The sequence below is a fragment of the Bacillus sp. IBL03825 genome (assembly GCF_024712505.1).
GTDB classification, from domain to species: Bacteria; Bacillota; Bacilli; order Bacillales; family Bacillaceae_G; genus Bacillus_A; species Bacillus_A wiedmannii.
Genome location: NZ_JAMXKE010000001.1, coordinates 30001 through 49278, shown reverse-complemented (window position 1 = coordinate 49278; position 19278 = coordinate 30001). Strand labels below are relative to the sequence as shown.

General features: G+C 37.4%; 21 protein-coding genes and 2 rRNA genes (1 of these 23 only partly in view). 1 reads left to right on the top strand and 22 read right to left on the bottom strand.

Annotation, left to right across the window (positions count from 1 at the left end):
• Positions 1-113 precede the first annotated feature (113 nt).
• The 11 genes from spoVG to metG all read right to left on the bottom strand — a co-directional run bounded on the left by spoVG (position 114) and on the right by metG (position 9314).
• On the bottom strand, positions 114-407 hold the full coding sequence (gene spoVG / locus NHG49_RS00270; protein ID WP_000454042.1) for a septation regulator SpoVG: 294 nt from the start codon (positions 405-407) through the stop codon (positions 114-116).
• Positions 408-559: 152 nt separating this feature from the next.
• Entirely contained in the window at positions 560-934 is a 375-nt protein-coding gene (locus tag NHG49_RS00265) for a RidA family protein (protein ID WP_000869826.1), read from the bottom strand.
• Between the two features lie 124 nt (positions 935-1058).
• Positions 1059-1907: a pur operon repressor gene (gene purR, locus NHG49_RS00260; RefSeq protein ID WP_064475153.1), complete on the bottom strand. Its 849-nt coding sequence runs from the start codon at positions 1905-1907 to the stop codon at positions 1059-1061.
• A gap of 54 nt (positions 1908-1961) precedes the next feature.
• Positions 1962-2831 carry a 4-(cytidine 5'-diphospho)-2-C-methyl-D-erythritol kinase gene (gene ispE, locus NHG49_RS00255; protein WP_000772096.1) on the bottom strand — a complete coding sequence of 290 codons (870 nt, stop codon included), beginning with the start codon at positions 2829-2831 and terminating at the stop codon, positions 1962-1964.
• A 196-nt stretch (positions 2832-3027) separates the two neighbouring features.
• Positions 3028-3207: an acid-soluble spore protein SspF gene (sspF, locus tag NHG49_RS00250; RefSeq protein ID WP_001985066.1), complete on the bottom strand. Its 180-nt coding sequence runs from the start codon at positions 3205-3207 to the stop codon at positions 3028-3030.
• Positions 3208-3298: 91 nt separating this feature from the next.
• Complete coding sequence (veg, locus tag NHG49_RS00245) at positions 3299-3559, bottom strand: biofilm formation stimulator Veg (RefSeq protein WP_000044349.1); 261 nt, start codon at positions 3557-3559, stop codon at positions 3299-3301.
• A gap of 238 nt (positions 3560-3797) precedes the next feature.
• Positions 3798-4661, bottom strand: a complete 864-nt coding sequence (yabG, locus tag NHG49_RS00240) for a sporulation peptidase YabG (protein ID WP_064475152.1) — start codon at positions 4659-4661, stop codon at positions 3798-3800.
• 110 nt (positions 4662-4771) lie between these two features.
• On the bottom strand, positions 4772-5650 hold the full coding sequence (gene rsmA / locus NHG49_RS00235; RefSeq protein ID WP_064475151.1) for a 16S rRNA (adenine(1518)-N(6)/adenine(1519)-N(6))-dimethyltransferase RsmA: 879 nt from the start codon (positions 5648-5650) through the stop codon (positions 4772-4774).
• The gene (gene rnmV / locus NHG49_RS00230) at positions 5647-6204 is read right to left on the bottom strand and encodes a ribonuclease M5 (RefSeq protein ID WP_000692830.1); all 558 of its coding nucleotides are present in this window, start codon (positions 6202-6204) and stop codon (positions 5647-5649) included. Before rnmV ends, rsmA begins: the two co-directional genes overlap by 4 nt.
• Before the next feature lie 194 nt (positions 6205-6398).
• Entirely contained in the window at positions 6399-7166 is a 768-nt protein-coding gene (locus tag NHG49_RS00225; RefSeq protein WP_064475150.1) for a TatD family hydrolase, read from the bottom strand.
• A gap of 165 nt (positions 7167-7331) precedes the next feature.
• Positions 7332-9314 carry a methionine--tRNA ligase gene (gene metG / locus NHG49_RS00220; protein ID WP_258125435.1) on the bottom strand — a complete coding sequence of 661 codons (1983 nt, stop codon included), beginning with the start codon at positions 9312-9314 and terminating at the stop codon, positions 7332-7334.
• 501 nt (positions 9315-9815) lie between these two features.
• On the opposite strand from metG, the gene NHG49_RS00215 reads away from it, so the two are divergent.
• On the top strand, positions 9816-10100 hold the full coding sequence (locus NHG49_RS00215) for a transition state genes transcriptional regulator AbrB (protein ID WP_000843037.1): 285 nt from the start codon (positions 9816-9818) through the stop codon (positions 10098-10100).
• Between the two features lie 20 nt (positions 10101-10120).
• On the opposite strand, the gene rsmI is transcribed toward NHG49_RS00215, so the two are convergent.
• The 11 genes from rsmI to NHG49_RS00160 form a co-directional block, all read right to left on the bottom strand.
• Positions 10121-10996 (bottom strand): 16S rRNA (cytidine(1402)-2'-O)-methyltransferase, encoded by an 876-nt coding sequence (gene rsmI / locus NHG49_RS00210; RefSeq protein WP_064475148.1) that lies wholly within the window; start codon positions 10994-10996, stop codon positions 10121-10123.
• Positions 10965-11255 carry a GIY-YIG nuclease family protein gene (locus NHG49_RS00205; protein WP_064475147.1) on the bottom strand — a complete coding sequence of 97 codons (291 nt, stop codon included), beginning with the start codon at positions 11253-11255 and terminating at the stop codon, positions 10965-10967. Before NHG49_RS00205 ends, rsmI begins: the two co-directional genes overlap by 32 nt.
• Positions 11242-11982 (bottom strand): tRNA1(Val) (adenine(37)-N6)-methyltransferase, encoded by a 741-nt coding sequence (locus NHG49_RS00200; RefSeq protein ID WP_060486369.1) that lies wholly within the window; start codon positions 11980-11982, stop codon positions 11242-11244. Before NHG49_RS00200 ends, NHG49_RS00205 begins: the two co-directional genes overlap by 14 nt.
• Before the next feature lie 120 nt (positions 11983-12102).
• Positions 12103-12456, bottom strand: coding sequence for a DNA replication initiation control protein YabA (gene yabA, locus NHG49_RS00195; RefSeq protein ID WP_000412057.1), 354 nt, complete (start codon positions 12454-12456; stop codon positions 12103-12105).
• Positions 12457-12470: 14 nt separating this feature from the next.
• Complete coding sequence (locus NHG49_RS00190) at positions 12471-13298, bottom strand: PSP1 domain-containing protein (RefSeq protein ID WP_000272429.1); 828 nt, start codon at positions 13296-13298, stop codon at positions 12471-12473.
• A gap of 5 nt (positions 13299-13303) precedes the next feature.
• Positions 13304-14287: a DNA polymerase III subunit delta' gene (gene holB, locus NHG49_RS00185; RefSeq protein WP_064475146.1), complete on the bottom strand. Its 984-nt coding sequence runs from the start codon at positions 14285-14287 to the stop codon at positions 13304-13306.
• A 35-nt stretch (positions 14288-14322) separates the two neighbouring features.
• A complete protein-coding gene (gene tmk / locus NHG49_RS00180; protein ID WP_000677225.1) occupies positions 14323-14949 on the bottom strand; it encodes a dTMP kinase in 627 nt (208 codons plus the stop codon).
• A gap of 1 nt (position 14950) precedes the next feature.
• Entirely contained in the window at positions 14951-16372 is a 1422-nt protein-coding gene (locus NHG49_RS00175) for an aminotransferase class I/II-fold pyridoxal phosphate-dependent enzyme (RefSeq protein WP_064475145.1), read from the bottom strand.
• 72 nt (positions 16373-16444) lie between these two features.
• A complete protein-coding gene (locus NHG49_RS00170; protein ID WP_064475144.1) occupies positions 16445-16624 on the bottom strand; it encodes a sigma factor G inhibitor Gin in 180 nt (59 codons plus the stop codon).
• A gap of 190 nt (positions 16625-16814) precedes the next feature.
• A 5S ribosomal RNA gene (rrf, locus tag NHG49_RS00165) occupies positions 16815-16930 on the bottom strand.
• A gap of 49 nt (positions 16931-16979) precedes the next feature.
• Positions 16980-19278: ribosomal RNA gene (locus tag NHG49_RS00160) — 23S ribosomal RNA — on the bottom strand (it continues 623 nt past the right edge of the window).

Sequence of the window (19278 nt, the reverse complement as noted above, 5' to 3'; positions counted from 1 at the left end):
TTTCCGTGCGAAAAATAGATAAAACCACAAAAAAAACAAACCCCTGTAAATGCTTACAGGAGTTTGTTGCAAAATTATAGGGATTTCTTTAAAAAGCCCTTTTCATTCGAATTTTACGAAGCACCCGCTTCTTCAAACTCAACCTCTTCTAACTCGCCTAAACGATGATACTCTGTTAAAACCGCATCTTGAATTTTAGAGCGTGTATTAGAATTAATTGGATGTGCAATGTCACGGAATTCTCCATCTGGAGTACGTTTACTTGGCATTGCTACAAATAATCCATTATTACCATCAATTACACGAATATCATGAACAACAAATTCATGGTCTAGAGTAATAGAGGCAATTGCTCTCATGCGGCCTTCTGTGTTTACGCGGCGTAATCTTACGTCAGTCACTTCCATCTTGTGTTCACCACCCTTTTCTAAATAAGCGATATATTTGTATAAATTCCACAAATTTTCTATTTTCCCTTTAATTTTTTAAAAATTTTTAAGATAAAAATTTTTAATGTAATTGAATATAGAGATTAGTGGAGGTTATCGCTTACAAAAGATTACTTAACTAGGGCAATTACTTCGATTTCAATCGAAACATCTTTCGGTAATTTTGCTACTTGCACACAAGAACGCGCTGGCTTATGAGTAGAGAAATAAGAGCCGTATACTTCATTAACAGCATTAAAATCATCCATATCTTTTAAGAATACTGTTGTTTTTACTACTGTATCAAATGAAGCACCTGCTTCTTCTAATACCGCTTGTAAATTTTGAAATACTTGCTCTGTTTGTACTGTCACGTCTCCTGCTACAAGCTCTCCACTTGCAGTTAACGGAATTTGTCCTGAACTGTAAAACATATTATTTACAATAATCCCTTGTGAATATGGTCCAATTGCTTGTGGTGCATTGCTTGTTTGAACAACTTTCATATTTTTTCACCCTTTTATTATTTATTTTTACTCTTTAAAAATAGTGCACGAAAAGCAGTTTGTCCATCTATTTTATAATTTATAAATAGAATAAAAAAAAGATAAAGCGATCTGCTTTACCTTTTTACTCAGCCTCTACAAGCCCTTCATCAAATGGTGCCAGTGAATAATTTCCCTTTTCCACTTGAATCGCTTTTTCTTTCACATCAACTTCTGATAGACGAATTAATGATACAAAATTATTAATTAGTCGTTCTTCAATATCCGTGGATTCTACTAATACACCAATACCAACAACATTAGCCTTAAACTCTTCTAACATACTCATCATACCTTGAATTGTCCCGCCAGCTTTCATGAAGTCATCAATAATTAAAACATTTGATCCCTCTGGAAGGCTACGCTTTGCTAACGTCATTGTTTGAATTCGCTTAGAAGAACCTGATACATAGTTAATACTAACAGTTGGACCTTCTGTTACCTTATTATCTTTCCTTGCAATTACTACCGGTACATCTAAGTAATTTGCCACCGCATAAGCAAGTGGAATCCCCTTCGTTGCCACCGTCATAACCGCATCAATTGGTTGCCTAGCAAAAACAGAAGCAAACAAACGACCTGCGCCATTAATATGGCGAGGATTACTTAAAAGATCTGTCATATATAAGTAACCACCAGGCAAAATACGACCTGGATTTTCAAATAAGCTACAAAGCTCACTAATAATTAGATCTGCCTCTTCCTCACTTATATATGGTATATATTTCACTCCTCCTGCTGCTCCTGGTACCGTTTGCAATGTGCCGACCCCTTGTTGTTCAAACGTTTGCTTAATAATAACTAAATCTTCACTAATGGAAGACTTAGCTGATTGATACCTTTCAGCAAAAAAAGTGAGAGAAACTAGCTGACGAGGGTTTTGTAACAAGTAATACGTCATATCGACTAATCTTGTACTTCGTCTAATTTTCATACTCTCACCTCAAATCACGAATATTCTAAACAAATCATAACGTATTATACGTCTTTATTCAAGCGTTTCTCGCTCTCCTAATAAACGTACTGCGTATACTTGTTCACAAAATCCTTTTAATCCATTATATATACGATGCATTCGCGAATCATGGTGCACAAGACCAAATACAGTTGGGCCACTTCCACTCATTAATACGGCATCCGCCCCAAATCGCTTCATCTGTGCCTTAATACGTGCAACTTCAGGATGCATCGCAAACGTTACATCTTCTAAAACATTACCAACAGTATCACAAATCCCTTTGTAGTCCCCAGCATTTATGACGTTAACCATTTTATCTACATTTGGATGTGTAACTCGATTTAACTTTAAATTTCCATACACATCAGCAGTAGATACACCAATATGGGGTTTCGCCAAAATAACCCAACAAGAAGGCGGAGTTTTTATGTGCTCAATTTGCTCTCCTCTTCCAGTGGCAATTGCTGTCCCACCATATACACAAAACGATACATCTGATCCAATTTTTGCGCCAAGCTCTGCTAACTGATCAATTGTAAGCCCTAAATTCCATAATTTATTAAGGCCACGTAATGTCGCTGCTGCATCACTACTTCCACCTGCTAATCCAGCTGCTACTGGAATCGTTTTTTCAATAGTAATAGATACGCCTTTTTTCACATTAAACTTCTCTTTTAATAATTTCGCTGCTTGATAAGCTAAATTTCTTTGGTCGTCTGGGACATACCGATTATGGGATAAAATTTCAATACGGTCTTCTGCTAATTCCATTAGTTCTAAACGATCCGCTAAATCAATTGTTGTCATAATCATTTTCACTTCATGATATCCGTCTTGTCTTTTTCCCAGTACATCTAACGACAGATTAATCTTTGCTGGTGCTTTCACTAGTAGCTTCAATCTATTCACCCACTCTATGTACTCAATCTTTTATCGTTTATTTTACCATAAATTTATAGTAAGACGATGACACTTCCCTAATTATAACGAAAAGCATTCAGAATGAAACTACTTATGTAAAATGATGGCACCTTTTCGAGTACAAAAAGCCGAGGAATCACTCCTCGGCTACCGTAGCATAGAAAGTATCTTACAACTACTGGTTTTGTTTCATTAATTGCTGTTCTGCAATTTCTATAGCACGTTTCACCATGTTACCAGCATCTTTCGCACGAATTCCGCCCCAGCCTTCTTTCTGAACAACATCATAAAAGCCTAGCTCTTTTGCAAGCTCTTCTTTAAATTGATTTGACATGACACCTCTTCGTCTACTCAATGCAGAGTCCCTCCTTATTTTGCTACGGTATAATTAGTATGCAAAATAATATAGCTTTTCATTTGTGGGAATATATGTAACGATACATGAATTATAAAATCACTTCATTATGAGGTTCACCATAAAACGTTAACTCTACTGTCTCTGTTAAAACATCCGCATAGCTATATGATACACGTTGCAACGCATCTTCTTGCTGATCCAATTGTACAACAAAAACAGAACGGTACGTTTCTGCAAGTACACCTGATTGTTCTACTGTTTTTCTTCTCCCACTATTTGCCTTTAACATCAGTCTCTGTCCAAGATGGTGATCTAATTCGCTTTTAATTTCATCTAAACGTTTTGACATATACTTCGTTACACCTCGCTGTAATTTAGATTGAACACTTAAAACACGATATATCTATCCCAATTATTAACCGCAACTCACAGACAATATCGTTATAAAAGCATCATGCGTTCAAATAGATAGAAGAAATACTATATTGTAAAAGTATCATTATGTAGTCTGCGCGTTCTTGTCTCTTTTTATCCAAGCTGATTTAAATCCTTTCCATACAAAAAAGCAAGATACATATGTACCTTGCTTATTCTTCATAATGTTGAAAGGGTAATCCAGTTCGTAAAATCCCCTTCGTCTCAATCCCGCCAAGTCCCTTTTCGCCGGTAATCGTATTACGTACAACATCCCATACATTTACTCTTTCCATAAACGACGTAAAACTAATTTTACCAACCACATATACAGGATCTAGTGCGTGAATATTAATTCTAGATGGTGAACTAGCAAAATTAGCACCCGCTCGAATTAATGCTTCAAAGTGTGATTGGCATGCCCCGGCAAAAATAACGAGTTGATCCAATGATGGATATTTTTTTCTCACTTCTCGAACAGCCTGTACAAAATGCCTTGAATGTCTATATGCTGCTAAATCTCCCTTTACCCCTTTTGATTTTGTATATGCATCGTGCCCCGTAATAACTAAAATGTCCGGACGAAAATGATCTATTAAATCTACTACCTTTTCATGCATCTCTGTTTCTTTACAATGAATACCTTGTACAGGAACACCAATTTTATTATATAAGTCTAAGCACTTGCGCAAATATAACGGGTCCCCATCTATATGCAATACACGTCCTGGCATTTGAAAATAATTCACCTCACTTGTATATCCACCCGTTGAAGTGTGTTCATGCCTTTGTTTCATTAATACATAATCTTGTTGAAACAAACGATACGTACGCTCCATAGTTTCTTTCTCACGCTTCGCTCTTTTTTTATGCTCTCGTTGATCTATACTAATTAAATCTTCAAGTGGTGCATCTGCCACCAGTCTAATTTCCTCTCCAAATAATATAGCTATCTCGCCTTTTATTTCTATAATACGAAAAAGGATATCCCTATTATGAGAATATCGTTCCACTAATTCTCCAACATGTAAAGCCATTCTCCTACCTCCAAACTCGTTAGGCCATCTTACCTGTTTTTAAAGTATGAATGTAGGAGCGGAAAGGTGACAAAAGGGACAGTTCAAGTTGAACTGTCCCTTTTCTATTCTTATGACAATTTATGAAGAACTAATGCATTACTTAATGTTGCAAACTCCTCGATAGATAGCGTTTCGCCTCTTCGTTTTGGATCAATTCCTACTTCTGTTAAAATTCGATCCAACAACTCTTTATCTTTCGGGAAACCGTTTAAATTATTTGATAAATTATTCATTAAAGTTTTACGACGCTGTGCAAAACTTGCTCGTACTACTTCAAAGAAGAATGTCTCATCTGTTACTTCTACAACTGGTTTCGGGCGCTTTAGGAGACGAATAATCGCAGAATCAACATTTGGTTGTGGCACAAACACTGTACGTGGTACAGTCATAACTGTTTCTACCTCTGTATAATACTGAATAGCAATGGATAAAGAACCATACTCTTTCGTTCCAGGTTTAGCAGCTAAACGATCTCCAACTTCTTTTTGCATCATAACAACAAATCCACGAACCGGTAATTTCTCTTCCAGCAATTTAAATAAAATTGGCGTTGTAATATAGTACGGTAAGTTCGCTACTACCATTACATCTTGCCCTTCCTCAAATTGCTCACTAAACACCTCATGTACATCTGCCTTTAGTACGTCTTTATTTATAACTGTAACGTTGTTATATGGAGCTAACGTCTCATCTAAAATCGGTAATAATCTCTGATCAATTTCAAAAGCCACTACTTTTTTAGCACGCTTCGCTAATTGTTCTGTTAACGCACCGATACCTGGTCCAATTTCAATTGCACCACTTTCTGAACCAATTTCAGCGTGATCGACAATACGATTTAATACGTTCGTATCAATTAAAAAATTTTGTCCTAAACTTTTTTTGAATGAAAATCCATACTTTTCAACAATGTCTTTCGTACGATTTGGCGTTGCGATATCCTTCATTTTCTTTCCTCCTGTATGACTTGCTTATAAGCTTCTGCAAACGATTCTTTTGAAACTTGAAACATTTGTAAACGTTTATGTAACTGTTTTGCGTTTGTATAACCAATCTTTAATAGCTTACCCATTCTTTCTCTGCGACTCTTTGCCATTTCTCCGCCCACTAAGCCTGCATCGACTAAATCGCTCCAACTAATTTCACTTGTGTAAGCTTCCATTTCTTCATGTATATTCTCTAAAGCACGGCGAATTGATTCATTAGAAGCATGTTCAATCCCGACACCCTTTTTCCTTTTGGCAAGTGCTTCTTCCTTCGGTAAAAAGGCATGTTTACATCCAGGCACCTTATCAGAAATAATTTTTCGAATACGCTCTCCAGGATAATCCGGATCTGTGAAAATAATAACGCCCCGTTTTTGCAGCGCTAATTTAACTTGCTCAATAACATGATCACCGATTGCTGAACCGTTCGTTTCAATTGTATCCGCATCAACAGCACGCTTAATCGCAACTGTATCATCTTTACCTTCTACAACGATAATCTCTTTAATTTTCATGCTTGCCTCCACACTCGTTTCGTCTCTACTTAGTAAAACAAAAAAATGACGACTTTTCCATTATTATTTTCCCCATTCTTACATTTTAAAAAATAGAATGTCCAAAACTTTGTTCTCTCTTCTTATTGTAACACTTCCTCATTCGCCCTTATTTTTTCACAAAAATAAAAAAGAATGGGTTCTCCCACTCCTTTTTATTCAACACCAAATAAAGCTTTTGCATTTTTTGTTGTTATTTCTGCTACTTCCTCATAAGAAATTCCTTTTAAATTCGCAATTTCTTCTGCTACGAGTTTTACATAACTTGGTTCATTTCGTTTTCCTCGAAATGGATGTGGTGTTAAATATGGACAATCCGTCTCTATTAACAATTTCTCTAATGGAATCTCCATAGCAACTTCTTTCGGTTTCTTAGCATTTTTAAATGTAACTGGTCCGCCTAACGAAATTAAAAAGTTCATATCAACACATCGCTCTGCTACTTCTACGCTGCCACTAAAACAATGCATAATGCCTCCCACTTCAGCTGCATTCTCTTCTTCTAGAATATCAACAATATCTTGAGTTGCATCGCGGTTATGTATAATAATCGGCAATTTCACCTTTTTGGCTAATGCAATTTGTTTACGGAATACTTCCTTCTGTATTTCTTTTGGAGACTTATCCCAATGATAATCTAATCCCATCTCTCCAAGTGCAACGACTTTAGGATGAGAAGCAAGTTCTTCTAACCAAGCTAGATGTTCTTCTGTCATGTCAATTGCATCAACTGGATGCCATCCTACCGCAGCGTAAATAAAATCATAAGTTTCAGCTAATTCAATCGCCTTTTTTATCGTTACTTCATCAAAACCAACAACAACTGTATAGGTAACTCCCACTTCTTTCATTCGTACAATAACCTCTTGCAAATCTTCTTCAAATTGCTCTGCATTCAAATGTGAATGTGTATCAAACAACATAATACATAACTCCTTTTATATTGAAATCCAGTTTATTCTAAAAAATAAGCTCTTTACTAACTTAACGATAACAATACTATAATTTTAATGCAAAAGTAGAGAATGTAAAAAGAAAAAAGACGCTTCACACATGTTACACGTGAAACATCTCTTTTCTTGTCTTAATTACTTGATTTTCGTACCGTTTGGTAGATTTTGGTCGATTGATGCTAATGACAACACGCCATTCTCTTCACCCGCTAAAATCATACCTTGTGATAATTCACCGCGTAATTTTACAGGTTTTAAGTTTGTTACACAAATAACCTTTTTACCTTTTAGGTCTTCCGGCGAATAGAATTTTGCAATTCCTGAAACAACTTGACGCTTTTCTGTACCTAAATCCAGCTGAATTTTTAACAACTTATCTGCTTTTTTCACAGGTTCAGCTGATAGTACTTCAGCTACGCGTAATTCTACTTTAAAGAAATCATCAATTGTAATTTCTTCTGCTTTCGGTTCTTCTTCTTTTTTCTCTTCTACTTTAGGAGCAGAGCTTTTCATTTGTTCTTTAATGTAGCCTACTTCTACTTCCATTTCTAAACGAGGGAAAATCGGGTTTCCTTTTTCTACTTTTGTTCCAGCTGGAATACAGCCAATTGTAGATAGGCTTCCCCAAGATTTATGTGCCTCTTCAGTAAGTCCAAGTTGAGCAAACATCTTACTTGGTGCTACCGTTAAGAACGGCATAAGCATAATACCTGTTTGACGAAGTACTTCTGCTAAGTGAGCCATTACAGAAGCTAATTTTTCACGATCATTCTCATCTTTCGCTAATACCCACGGTTGTGTTTCATCAATATATTTATTTGCACGGCTAACCAATTGCCAAATTGAGCTTAGCGCTACAGAGAATTCCATATTCTCCATTGCCTCTTCTACTTTTTTCAATGTATCTTTTGCAAACGTTACTAACGTTTCATCGAATTCCGTTACATCTGCTTTAAATGCAGGGATTTCTCCGTTAAAGTACTTATCAATCATAGCTACTGTACGATTTAATAAGTTACCTAAGTCATTTGCTAAATCGAAATTAATGCGCTCCACAAATCCTTCTGGTGTGAATACACCATCAGATCCGAATGGAACTTCACGAAGTAAGTAATAACGTAATGCATCTAATCCGTAACGATCGATTAAAGTAACTGGATCTACTACGTTTCCTTTTGACTTACTCATCTTTCCATCCTTCATTAAAATCCAACCATGAGCAAAGATTTTTTTCGGAAGAGGTAAATCTAATGCCATTAAAATGATTGGCCAATAAATTGTATGGAAACGAACGATTTCTTTTCCAACTAAATGCACATCAGCTGGCCAGAATTTCTTATACATCTCTTCATTTTCTGTTCCATAACCTAATGCTGTAATGTAGTTAGATAATGCGTCAACCCATACGTAAATAACGTGTTTCGGGTTACCTGGAACACGAACTCCCCAGTCAAATGAAGTACGAGAAACAGCTAAATCTTCTAAGCCCGGTTTAATGAAGTTATTAATCATCTCATTCTTACGAGACTCTGGCTGAATGAAATGTGGATTATCTTCATAGAATTTTAATAGTCTTTCGACATATTTACCCATTCTAAAGAAATACGATTCTTCACGAACAAGTTCTACATCATGACCACTATCTGGGCTTTTTCCTCCAACTACTTTTTCACCTTCCATAATTGGATCTACTAATTGATGTTCTGTATAGAATGTTTCATCTTGTACAGAATACCAACCTTCATATTCATCAAGATAAATATCACCTTGATCTACTAGTTGCTTGAAGATTTTTTCAACAACATCTTTATGACGATCTTCAGTTGTACGAATAAAATCATCATAAGAGATATCCATCTTCTCCCAAAGCTCTTTGATTCCTGCAACAATGTTATCCACATATGCTTGTGGTGTAACATTTAATTCTTCTGCTTTCTTTTGGATCTTCTGTCCATGCTCATCAGTTCCTGTTAAATAATGAACATTATATCCTTGCATACGCTTATATCGTGCCATCGCATCTCCTGCTACTGTTGTATAAGCATGTCCAATGTGTAATTTTCCACTTGGATAATAAATTGGGGTAGTAATATAAAAGGATTTGTTTTCCTCTGTCATTGTTTTGGACCTCCCGGATAACCTCATATGTATTTATAAATAGTATATCAAAAACTTATATATAAAGTGAAACTTTAATCTGTGGGGGTTTTGTTCACTCCCGCGGATTATTAACCCGCACCAATCCGACTCCAACTTAACTTCTTTGCTCCAGCCAAATTTTAAATTTAGAATCTTACTGCTTGCTAATGCTTGATAAAAACGAGTTAATACTTAGTATCTTTATCATCTATTGCTCATATTTCAAGAAAATATACAGTCCTTACTTACAATCTATAAATTTTTCTGAAAATAAAGTGAAATAATAGTAGAAATTACTCTCATTCTATTATATATAAGAAGTAAGAAATCTATAAATCTTTTTAAAAAATATAGAATTAAAGAATTGACGGAAATGTAAATGATTGGTATCATATGTCCATAGGGTATTTTGTCGAAAAATGACGAATCTAGAAAATAGACTCGAAACTTATAAACTATTTCTTTAGGAGGAAAAGAATTATGAAATCTACTGGTATCGTTCGTAAAGTTGATGAATTAGGTCGTGTAGTAATTCCAATCGAATTACGCCGTACTTTAGGTATTGCAGAAAAGGATGCTCTTGAAATCTACGTTGATGACGAGAAAATCATCTTAAAAAAATATAAGCCAAACATGACTTGCCAAGTAACTGGTGAAGTATCTGATGGTAACCTATCTTTAGCTGAAGGTAAAATTATCTTAAGCAAAGAAGGCGCTGAGCAAGTCTTAAACGAACTTCAAGATTATATCGAAACAGCAAAATAAGCTTCTCAATTATGAGAAGCTTATTTTTTATCGACATGATAGATTTGATATACATCGCGTTTCGACAAATCTCGATCTTTAGCGACTGTTTTTATTGCTTCTTTTGAATTCATACCTTTTTCGTTTATATAATGTTCAATATGATCATATATCGAAATAGATTCCCACCATTGTTCTTCTGGGGCAGGTTCTTCCGTTGAACCAGCTACTAAAATACAAAACTCGCCACGAACTTCATTTTGTTTCGTCCACTCAATTGCTTCCTCAACTGTTCCACGAATAAATTCCTCGAATTTTTTCGTTAACTCTCGACATAATACAATTTCTCTATTTCCCAACACTTCTTGCATCGAGATTAAAGTATCATCTAAACGATGGGGCGCTTCATAAAACATCATTGTAGTTTGTACATAACGAAGCTTCTCTAACTCCATTTTTCTTTCTTTTTTATTTCTTTGTAAAAATCCATAGAAATAAAATTGTTTTGTTTCAAGACCTGATGCAATTAATGCTGTAAGGGCTGCATTTGCCCCAGGAAGCGGGATAACATGATACTGTTCTGCTACAGCCTCTACAACAATATCGTAACCTGGATCGGAAATACACGGCATACCAGCATCACTAACAAGTGCTACAGTCTTTCCTTCGTCTAACTTCCCTAATATTTTCTTCCCACTTACTTCCTTATTGTGCTCATGGTAACTCATAACAGGGGTTTCAATTTCGAAATAATTACAAAGTTTTTTCGTTTGTCTCGTATCTTCAGCAGCAATTAAATCAGCTTCTTTTAAAATTCGGATTGCACGAAATGTCATATCTTCTAAATTTCCAATAGGAGTTGGTACTAAATATAAAACTCCCTTTTCATTTTGTTGAAAGCTTTTTTGTTGCCACATAGCGTTCTCCTTTTTGCATATATTCTTCTTTTTGTTTTCTATTTAACTGCTTAAAATAATACTCTGCTTGCATAGCTGTACGCTTATCTTCATGAAATTCTATGTATTTTAAAACAACAGGAAGTCTAGCACGCGTATACCTAGCCCCTTTTCCACTATTATGGGTCTGAATCCGCTTCTCTACATGATTTGTATATCCAGCATAATAACTTCCGTCAGAGCACTCTACTACATAAAAACAATGCTTATTCTTCTCCATATAAAATTGAACGAATCTCCTTTGTATATTCATTATTTTCTTCATATACAAAAAGAGGGGGCAATATTTTCAAATCTGCGTTTCCATCCTTAATTCCTTCAATTAACAATGTATTCGCTTCTTTCCCTGCCTTAGGATAAACAAATCGTACACGCTTTGGTTCAATTTTGTATTTACGCATTAATGTAACAATATCTAGTAAACGACCTGGACGATGTACAAATGCTACTTTCCCACCTTGCTTTACTAATTGACTACTTGCAGATACAACATCCTCTAATGTACACATAATTTCATGACGAGCTATCGCTAAATGTTCATTCATATTTTTCTCAGAAGTTGCAGGTGTTTGAAAATAAGGGGGATTACATGTGACTACATCATATTGATGACGTCCAAGTTTCTCCGGCATATCTTTCAAATCCCCATGTATTAAGTGAATTCTTTCTTCTAACTTATTGTATTGAACGCTTCTGATTCCCATATCATATAAACGTTCTTGAATTTCTACACCTGTAATGTTTCCCTTTGTTCTTGTACTTAATAAAAGGGGGACAACTGCGTTACCTGTACACAAATCAAGTACATTACCTTTTTGAATCGGTACCCAAGCAAAGTCTGCAAGTAAAACAGCATCTAACGAGAAATTGAATACTGATGGGCTTTGTACAATCTTCATATCTTGCGCTAATAAGTAATCTAAACGTTCATCTTCATATAAATTCATATGTTACTCCTTTTCTTACACTTAACCTACCCTATTTCATCTTCTACTAATAAAAAACATATTTCATTCTACTCTCATGTATAAAAAATTACCTTTCCAATTATCATTGGAAAGGTAATTTCACTTTTTATTTAAAAATGACAGGCAGAATAAACAATCTCCCTCTTTACGTACACTTCCATAATGCAGATTACAAATATGAAAACCTTCTTGATATAGCCTTGCTAAATTATCGTAGCCTTCGCCAATATCAGTTGTCTTCGGCTTCACTTCTTTACGTTTTTGAGTTTTTTGTTTTTCTTTAATCTGCACTTCTTCAAAGCGGTGTCGCAAATTTTCATTTTCCATTTTTATATGTTGGTTCTCTTCCAACAACTCTGCAAGATGTTGTTTTAATTCTCCCAACTGTTTGTATAAATGTCCAATTTGCTCTTCCATACTAGAAACCGATGCAAAAATATCTTTTTTCTCCACAAGCACCCACCTCATTAATCTGTGGTTTGACTCGAAACGACCCCTTTATTCACTAACTCATCTAACGTATATTCTACTATCCGTTCCTTGTCTACTAGTTCCACTTGAATTAATCTTTCTAAAATATTTAATCCGATAACACGGCCAGTACCATGCGGGGTTTGTATACGTTGATCTAAATCAGGAAGTTGTTCCTTTGCTGCCTCATATTCATCATTCTCATATTTTAAGCAACACATTAAGCGACCACATAAACCAGAGATTTTTGCAGGATTTAATGATAAATTTTGATCCTTTGCCATCTTAATGGATACAGGTTCAAAATCTCCTAAAAAAGTAGAACAACAAAGCATACGACCACATGGACCAATACCACCAAGCATCTTCGCTTCATCACGAACACCAATTTGTCTTAGTTCAATTCTTGTCCTAAAAATTGCCGCTAAGTCTTTCACTAGTTCGCGGAAATCAATCCGACCATCCGCAGTAAAGTAGAAAATAATCTTATTGCGATCGAACGTATACTCTACATCTACAAGTTTCATATCAAGATTATGCTCTACTACCTTTTGCTGACAAACTTGATATGCTTCTTTCGCAGCATGTTTGTTCTCTTCAACAATGGTACGATCATTTTCATTTGCAATACGAATAACCTTTTTTAGCGGTAATACAACGTCGTTTTCATCAACTTGCTTTTTGGTAATAACTACTTTTCCGTACTCAATACCTCTTACTGTTTCTACAATTACAAACTCATTTTCAGAGATATCGAACTGATTCGGATCGAAGTAATACACCTTTCCGGCCTTCTTAAAGCGAACACCTACTACATCATACAAAACGGTCATCCCTCCTGCAACCGCAACACTAACTGTTCGAACACAAGCTGCGCATTTACATTAGCGTTGATTCTATTTTTTGCCTCTAATATATTAAAGAGAGCTGATACAATGCGCTTCTGAGCATAGGAGAAAGATTCAAACAACTCTTTCTGCTCATGAAAAACAAGACGATCTTCTTCTCCAAGTTGAACATATAATAAATCCTTATAAATAAGGAGCAACATATCTAAACCTTGCTGTAATTGTTCTTTCTCTCCAAAGTGTTTTCCCCATTTTTCTTGTACAAAAAAAATAGAGGCTTTATCCTTTTCGAGCGCTTCACATAATTTTATCACTAAAGCTCGTGCTTGTGCAAACCATTCATCACTACATAAAGCTAAAGCTTCATCAAAACTATTCGTGAGTTGCGCAGCAAGTGTCGATAAAGATGCCGTAATACCTTCATCCTGTAATCTTCTAATTAAAGATTCCGTAGGTAACGGTCTAAATGTAACAACTTGACAGCGAGATAAAATCGTATTTAAAATTTGATGACTTTGTTCAGTAAGTAAAATAGCTGTTGTATCACTACTTGGTTCTTCTAAAAATTTTAAAAGTGTATTCGCTGCATTTGCTGTCATACGATCTGCGTGCTCAATAATATATACTTTTTTATTTGCTTCTAATCCTGTTTTTGAAAACTCTTCTTGTAAATCATGAATTTGCTGCTTCTTAATAGATAATCCGTCTGGTTTTACAATATGTAAGTTAGGGTGGTTACCTGAATCAATTCGCTTACAATTTGTACATACATGACAAGGCTCTACCCCATTCCGCCCAGAACATAGGAAACTCTTTGCCATTTGAATTGCCGTTGCAAACTTTCCAGTCCCTTTCCCTCCCTCTAACAAGTAAGCGTGGGATATACGCTCTTTTGCAATGCTATTCATCAACATTTTTACACCGATGGGTTGTATAGCAGAAAGCTGCTCCCACGTCTTCGTCATAATGCATACCTCACTTATTTCATTCTTTCCTTCTATTATAACAATTTATCTTCTATAATCTGAACAACTTCTTCTATAAGTTTTTCCATTGGTTGATCAGCATTTACCAATACAATACGATCTGAGAAACGTTCTACAACTTGTAAATACCCTTCACGGACACGTTTATGGAAAGAGATATCTTCCATATCTAATCGATTCACTTCACGTCCTGCATCTTTTTCAATGCGAGCTAAACCAATCTCTGGTTCAATGTCTAGGTAAATCGTTAAACTAGGCATACAGTCCTCTGTTGCGAAACGATTTATTTCAAATACTTTATCCATACCTAACCCTCTTGCATATCCTTGATACGCTAAAGAGCTGTCTATAAAACGATCACATAATACAAGGTAGTCCTCGTTAAGTGCCGGCATAACCTTTTCCACCAAATGTTGTCTACGTGCAGCAGCATACAGAAGCGCCTCTGTACGTGCTTCCATCATCGTATATTCTTGTTTATGTAAAATTGTTCTAATATCCTCTGAAATTGCAATACCACCTGGTTCTCTCGTCGCCATTACCTTTTGTTCTTTTTGTTCAAAGTACGGCAATAAACTTTTAATTAACGTTGTTTTACCCGAACCTTCTGGACCTTCAATTGTTACAAATAATCCCTTCATTCTAAAACCTACTTTCTATATCATACACTTTCATATATTTCGTGCTACCTTGAAAACGAGCGCCTGATTGCTCTAAATACATAATTTGCTCTTTATGTTCTGAAGTAATTCTTTCCCCATACATAATTAATGGAATTCCAGGTGGGTACGGAATTACCATTTCTGCCGCTATCATCCCAACTGCTTCTTCTACAGATACTACTTTTGTTTCATATCCTTCCAGTTGTTTATATGTATACGGTAAAGGAGAAAATTCTCCTTTATAAGTATAACGAATAGATTCCTTCTTGTCTTTCACCTCATAATATTGCAATGCCCCTCGGATCATCTCTATAGCCTTCATATATTCCTTATTTACTTGCAAGGGCAAAATAAATAGGACATTATATGGATCCGCCATTTCTGTATATATACCGACCTTTTCAAATACAGACTGTAATTCGTATCCTGATAACTGACAACGTGTCTGTACAGTAACCTTTAACTCATCTTGTAATGGATACTGTAAAATAGCTATTTGTGGAATAGAACACAATTCGTCTTTAAATCCCCGTAAAAACTCGACAATTTCATCATGTCCCTTTTCTTTTATACGTGCTATTGTAAAACGTGCAATATCAAGAGAGGTCATAATTGGATACGATGGACTACTAGATTGTAGCATACTTAAATAGGTAGAAACTTTTTCTTCTTTCACTACGCGACTATTTATATGTAAATAGGATCCCATTGTCATCGCAGGTAATGTTTTATGTGCAGAATGAACTACAATATCTGCACCATATGCTAATGCTGACTTTGGAAATGCCCCTCCTAAACAAAAATGGGCTCCATGTGCTTCATCTACTAAAACGGGGATTTTATGTGCATGTGCATAAGCGATGCTTGCCTCTAGATCCATCCCCATTCCATAATAATTAGGATGCGTTAAAATGAGTGCTTTAGCATTTGGATATTTTTCAATTGCTTCCTTAATAATTTCATCATGAATTCCCACTGGTACATTATAAGCTTCATCAATCCATGGATCTAAAAAAATTGGATTTGCGCCCGCTAATTTTAAACCATTAATAATTGATTTATGACAATTTCTTTGTACAAGAACAATATCATGTTCCCCACAACAAGACAAAATCATTGCTAGATTCCCTACTGTTGAACCATTAATTAAAAAATAACTTTTTTTCACTCCATATACATCAGCTAATAACTGTTGTGCCTCATCTATACATTCAAACGGACTATGTAAATCATCTAATCCTGACAACTCAGTTACATCGATAGATAGTATATCTTTAAACTCCCCTACAGCTTCCTGAGGGAAGTTTAAACCATTTTTATGACCTGGAACATGAAAGGATAACGGCCCTCTTTCTTTAAACTCTGTTAATGCCTCATATAAAGGTATGCGATTTTGATTCATCTATATCTCTTCCTTATTATTTCATTCTCCCTCTATTATACAGAACAAAAAAAATAATAGGCATATGCCTATTTAAAAATATGATACTTCTAATTTCCGAAGCTGCTTTAAATAATATATATACTTCGGATCATTTGTCTCCGTATTCACCATATCCTTTTCACATTCATAACATATTAAATTATTATAAACATATATCCCTTCTTTTCTTTCTGTCTCACAAACAATACAAACTTCATTTTGTACTTTCATAACCTTCCCTCCCTATTCAAATGGACATATTTTATACTTCTATTCCTTAACAATTTTCAGAAAAATATACATCCATCTCTTATATAATATGATTAACCCTTGGGCAACGTGTTTGTATTACCATTACTTCTTTTTTCGTACTGTTTGAAAACAGAAAAAAACACAAGTCAAAAGACTTGTGTTTTTAATTGCTTGGCGACGTCCTACTCTCACAGGGACAAGGTCCCAACTACCATCGGCGCTAGAGAGCTTAACTTCCGTGTTCGGTATGGGAACGGGTGTGACCTCTCTGCCATCATCACCAAACTATGAAGGCATATTCCTTCAAAACTAGATAACATTTGCTACATATTATATGGTTAAGTCCTCGATCTATTAGTATTCGTCAGCTCCACATGTCACCATGCTTCCACCTCGAACCTATCAACCTGATCATCTTTCAGGGATCTTACTAGCTTACGCTATGGGAAATCTCATCTTGAGGGGGGCTTCATGCTTAGATGCTTTCAGCACTTATCCCTTCCGCACATAGCTACCCAGCTATGCCCTTGGCAGAACAACTGGTACACCAGCGGTGCGTCCATCCCGGTCCTCTCGTACTAAGGACAGCTCCTCTCAAATTTCCTACGCCCACGACGGATAGGGACCGAACTGTCTCACGACGTTCTGAACCCAGCTCGCGTACCGCTTTAATGGGCGAACAGCCCAACCCTTGGGACCGACTACAGCCCCAGGATGCGATGAGCCGACATCGAGGTGCCAAACCTCCCCGTCGATGTGGACTCTTGGGGGAGATAAGCCTGTTATCCCCGGGGTAGCTTTTATCCGTTGAGCGATGGCCCTTCCATGCGGAACCACCGGATCACTAAGCCCGACTTTCGTCCCTGCTCGACTTGTAGGTCTCGCAGTCAAGCTCCCTTATGCCTTTGCACTCTACGAATGATTTCCAACCATTCTGAGGGAACCTTTGGGCGCCTCCGTTACACTTTAGGAGGCGACCGCCCCAGTCAAACTGCCCACCTGACACTGTCTCCCGGGTCGATAAGACCCGTAGGTTAGAATTTCAATACATTCAGGGCGGTATCCCACCAGCGCCTCCACCGAAGCTAGCGCTCCGGTTTCAATGGCTCCCGCCTATCCTGTACAAAATGTACCAAAATTCAATATCAGGCTACAGTAAAGCTCCACGGGGTCTTTCCGTCCTGTCGCGGGTAACCTGCATCTTCACAGGTACTATAATTTCACCGAGTCTCTGGTTGAGACAGTGCCCAAATCGTTACACCTTTCGTGCGGGTCGGAACTTACCCGACAAGGAATTTCGCTACCTTAGGACCGTTATAGTTACGGCCGCCGTTTACTGGGGCTTCAGTTCAGAGCTTCGCTTACGCTAACCCCTCTCCTTAACCTTCCAGCACCGGGCAGGTGTCAGCCCCTATACTTCGCCTTACGGCTTCGCAGAGACCTGTGTTTTTGCTAAACAGTCGCTTGGGCCTATTCACTGCGGCTTTCCGTTAAGAAAGCACCCCTTCTCCCGAAGTTACGGGGTCATTTTGCCGAGTTCCTTAACCAGAGTTCTCTCGCACACCTTAGGATTCTCTCCTCGCCTACCTGTGTCGGTTTGCGGTACAGGCACCTTTTATCTCGCTAGAAGCTTTTCTTGGCAGCGGGGAATCAAAGACTTCGCTCCATAAGGAGCTTCCCCATCACAGCTCAGCCTTCACGATAAGCGGATTTGCCTACTTATCAGCCTAACTGCTTGGACGTGCACAACCAATCGCACGCTTCTTCTATCCTTCTGCGTCCCTCCATTGCTCAAACGATAAAGAGGTGGTACAGGAATATCAACCTGTTGTCCATCGCCTACGCCTGTCGGCCTCGGCTTAGGTCCTGACTAACCCTGAGCGGACGAGCCTTCCTCAGGAAACCTTAGGCATTCGGTGGACGGGATTCTCACCCGTCTTTCGCTACTCATACCGGCATTCTCACTTCTAAGCGCTCCACCAGTCCTTCCGGTCTGACTTCACTGCACTTAGAACGCTCCCCTACCACTGATACCATTGGTATCAATTCGCAGCTTCGGTGGTGTATTTAGCCCCGGTACATTTTCGGCGCAGAGTCACTCGACTAGTGAGCTATTACGCACTCTTTAAATGGTGGCTGCTTCTAAGCCAACATCCTAGTTGTCTAAGCAACTCCACATCCTTTTCCACTTAATACACACTTTGGGACCTTAGCTGGCGATCTGGGCTGTTTCCCTCTTGACTACGGATCTTATCACTCGCAGTCTGACTCCTAAGGATAAGTCATTGGCATTCGGAGTTTGACTGAATTCGGTAATCCGATGAGGACCCCTAGTTCAATCAGTGCTCTACCTCCAAGACTCTTACACTTAAGGCTAGCCCTAAAGCTATTTCGGGGAGAACCAGCTATCTCCAGGTTCGATTGGAATTTCTCCGCTACCCACACCTCATCCCCGCACTTTTCAACGTGCGTGGGTTCGGGCCTCCATTCAGTGTTACCTGAACTTCACCCTGGACATGGGTAGATCACCTGGTTTCGGGTCTACGACCACGTACTAAACGCCCTATTCAGACTCGCTTTCGCTGCGGCTCCGCCTCTTCAGCTTAACCTCGCACGGGATCGTAACTCGCCGG

What these genes read in the sequence shown, in the direction of transcription:
- spoVG (WP_000454042.1), bottom strand. Translation starts at nt 407, where the DNA reads ATGGAAGTGACTGACGTAAGATTACGCCGCGTAAACACAGAAGGCCGC.
- NHG49_RS00265 (WP_000869826.1), bottom strand. Translation starts at nt 934, where the DNA reads ATGAAAGTTGTTCAAACAAGCAATGCACCACAAGCAATTGGACCATAT.
- purR (WP_064475153.1), bottom strand. Translation starts at nt 1,907, where the DNA reads ATGAAAATTAGACGAAGTACAAGATTAGTCGATATGACGTATTACTTG.
- veg (WP_000044349.1), bottom strand. Translation starts at nt 3,559, where the DNA reads ATGTCAAAACGTTTAGATGAAATTAAAAGCGAATTAGATCACCATCTT.
- yabG (WP_064475152.1), bottom strand. Translation starts at nt 4,661, where the DNA reads ATGGCTTTACATGTTGGAGAATTAGTGGAACGATATTCTCATAATAGG.
- rsmA (WP_064475151.1), bottom strand. Translation starts at nt 5,650, where the DNA reads ATGAAGGATATCGCAACGCCAAATCGTACGAAAGACATTGTTGAAAAG.
- rnmV (WP_000692830.1), bottom strand. Translation starts at nt 6,204, where the DNA reads ATGAAAATTAAAGAGATTATCGTTGTAGAAGGTAAAGATGATACAGTT.
- NHG49_RS00225 (WP_064475150.1), bottom strand. Translation starts at nt 7,166, where the DNA reads ATGTTGTTTGATACACATTCACATTTGAATGCAGAGCAATTTGAAGAA.
- metG (WP_258125435.1), bottom strand. Translation starts at nt 9,314, where the DNA reads ATGACAGAGGAAAACAAATCCTTTTATATTACTACCCCAATTTATTAT.
- NHG49_RS00215 (WP_000843037.1), top strand. Translation starts at nt 9,816, where the DNA reads ATGAAATCTACTGGTATCGTTCGTAAAGTTGATGAATTAGGTCGTGTA.
- rsmI (WP_064475148.1), bottom strand. Translation starts at nt 10,996, where the DNA reads ATGTGGCAACAAAAAAGCTTTCAACAAAATGAAAAGGGAGTTTTATAT.
- NHG49_RS00205 (WP_064475147.1), bottom strand. Translation starts at nt 11,255, where the DNA reads ATGGAGAAGAATAAGCATTGTTTTTATGTAGTAGAGTGCTCTGACGGA.
- NHG49_RS00200 (WP_060486369.1), bottom strand. Translation starts at nt 11,982, where the DNA reads ATGAATTTATATGAAGATGAACGTTTAGATTACTTATTAGCGCAAGAT.
- holB (WP_064475146.1), bottom strand. Translation starts at nt 14,287, where the DNA reads ATGACGAAGACGTGGGAGCAGCTTTCTGCTATACAACCCATCGGTGTA.
- tmk (WP_000677225.1), bottom strand. Translation starts at nt 14,949, where the DNA reads ATGAAGGGATTATTTGTAACAATTGAAGGTCCAGAAGGTTCGGGTAAA.
- NHG49_RS00175 (WP_064475145.1), bottom strand. Translation starts at nt 16,372, where the DNA reads ATGAATCAAAATCGCATACCTTTATATGAGGCATTAACAGAGTTTAAA.
- NHG49_RS00170 (WP_064475144.1), bottom strand. Translation starts at nt 16,624, where the DNA reads ATGAAAGTACAAAATGAAGTTTGTATTGTTTGTGAGACAGAAAGAAAA.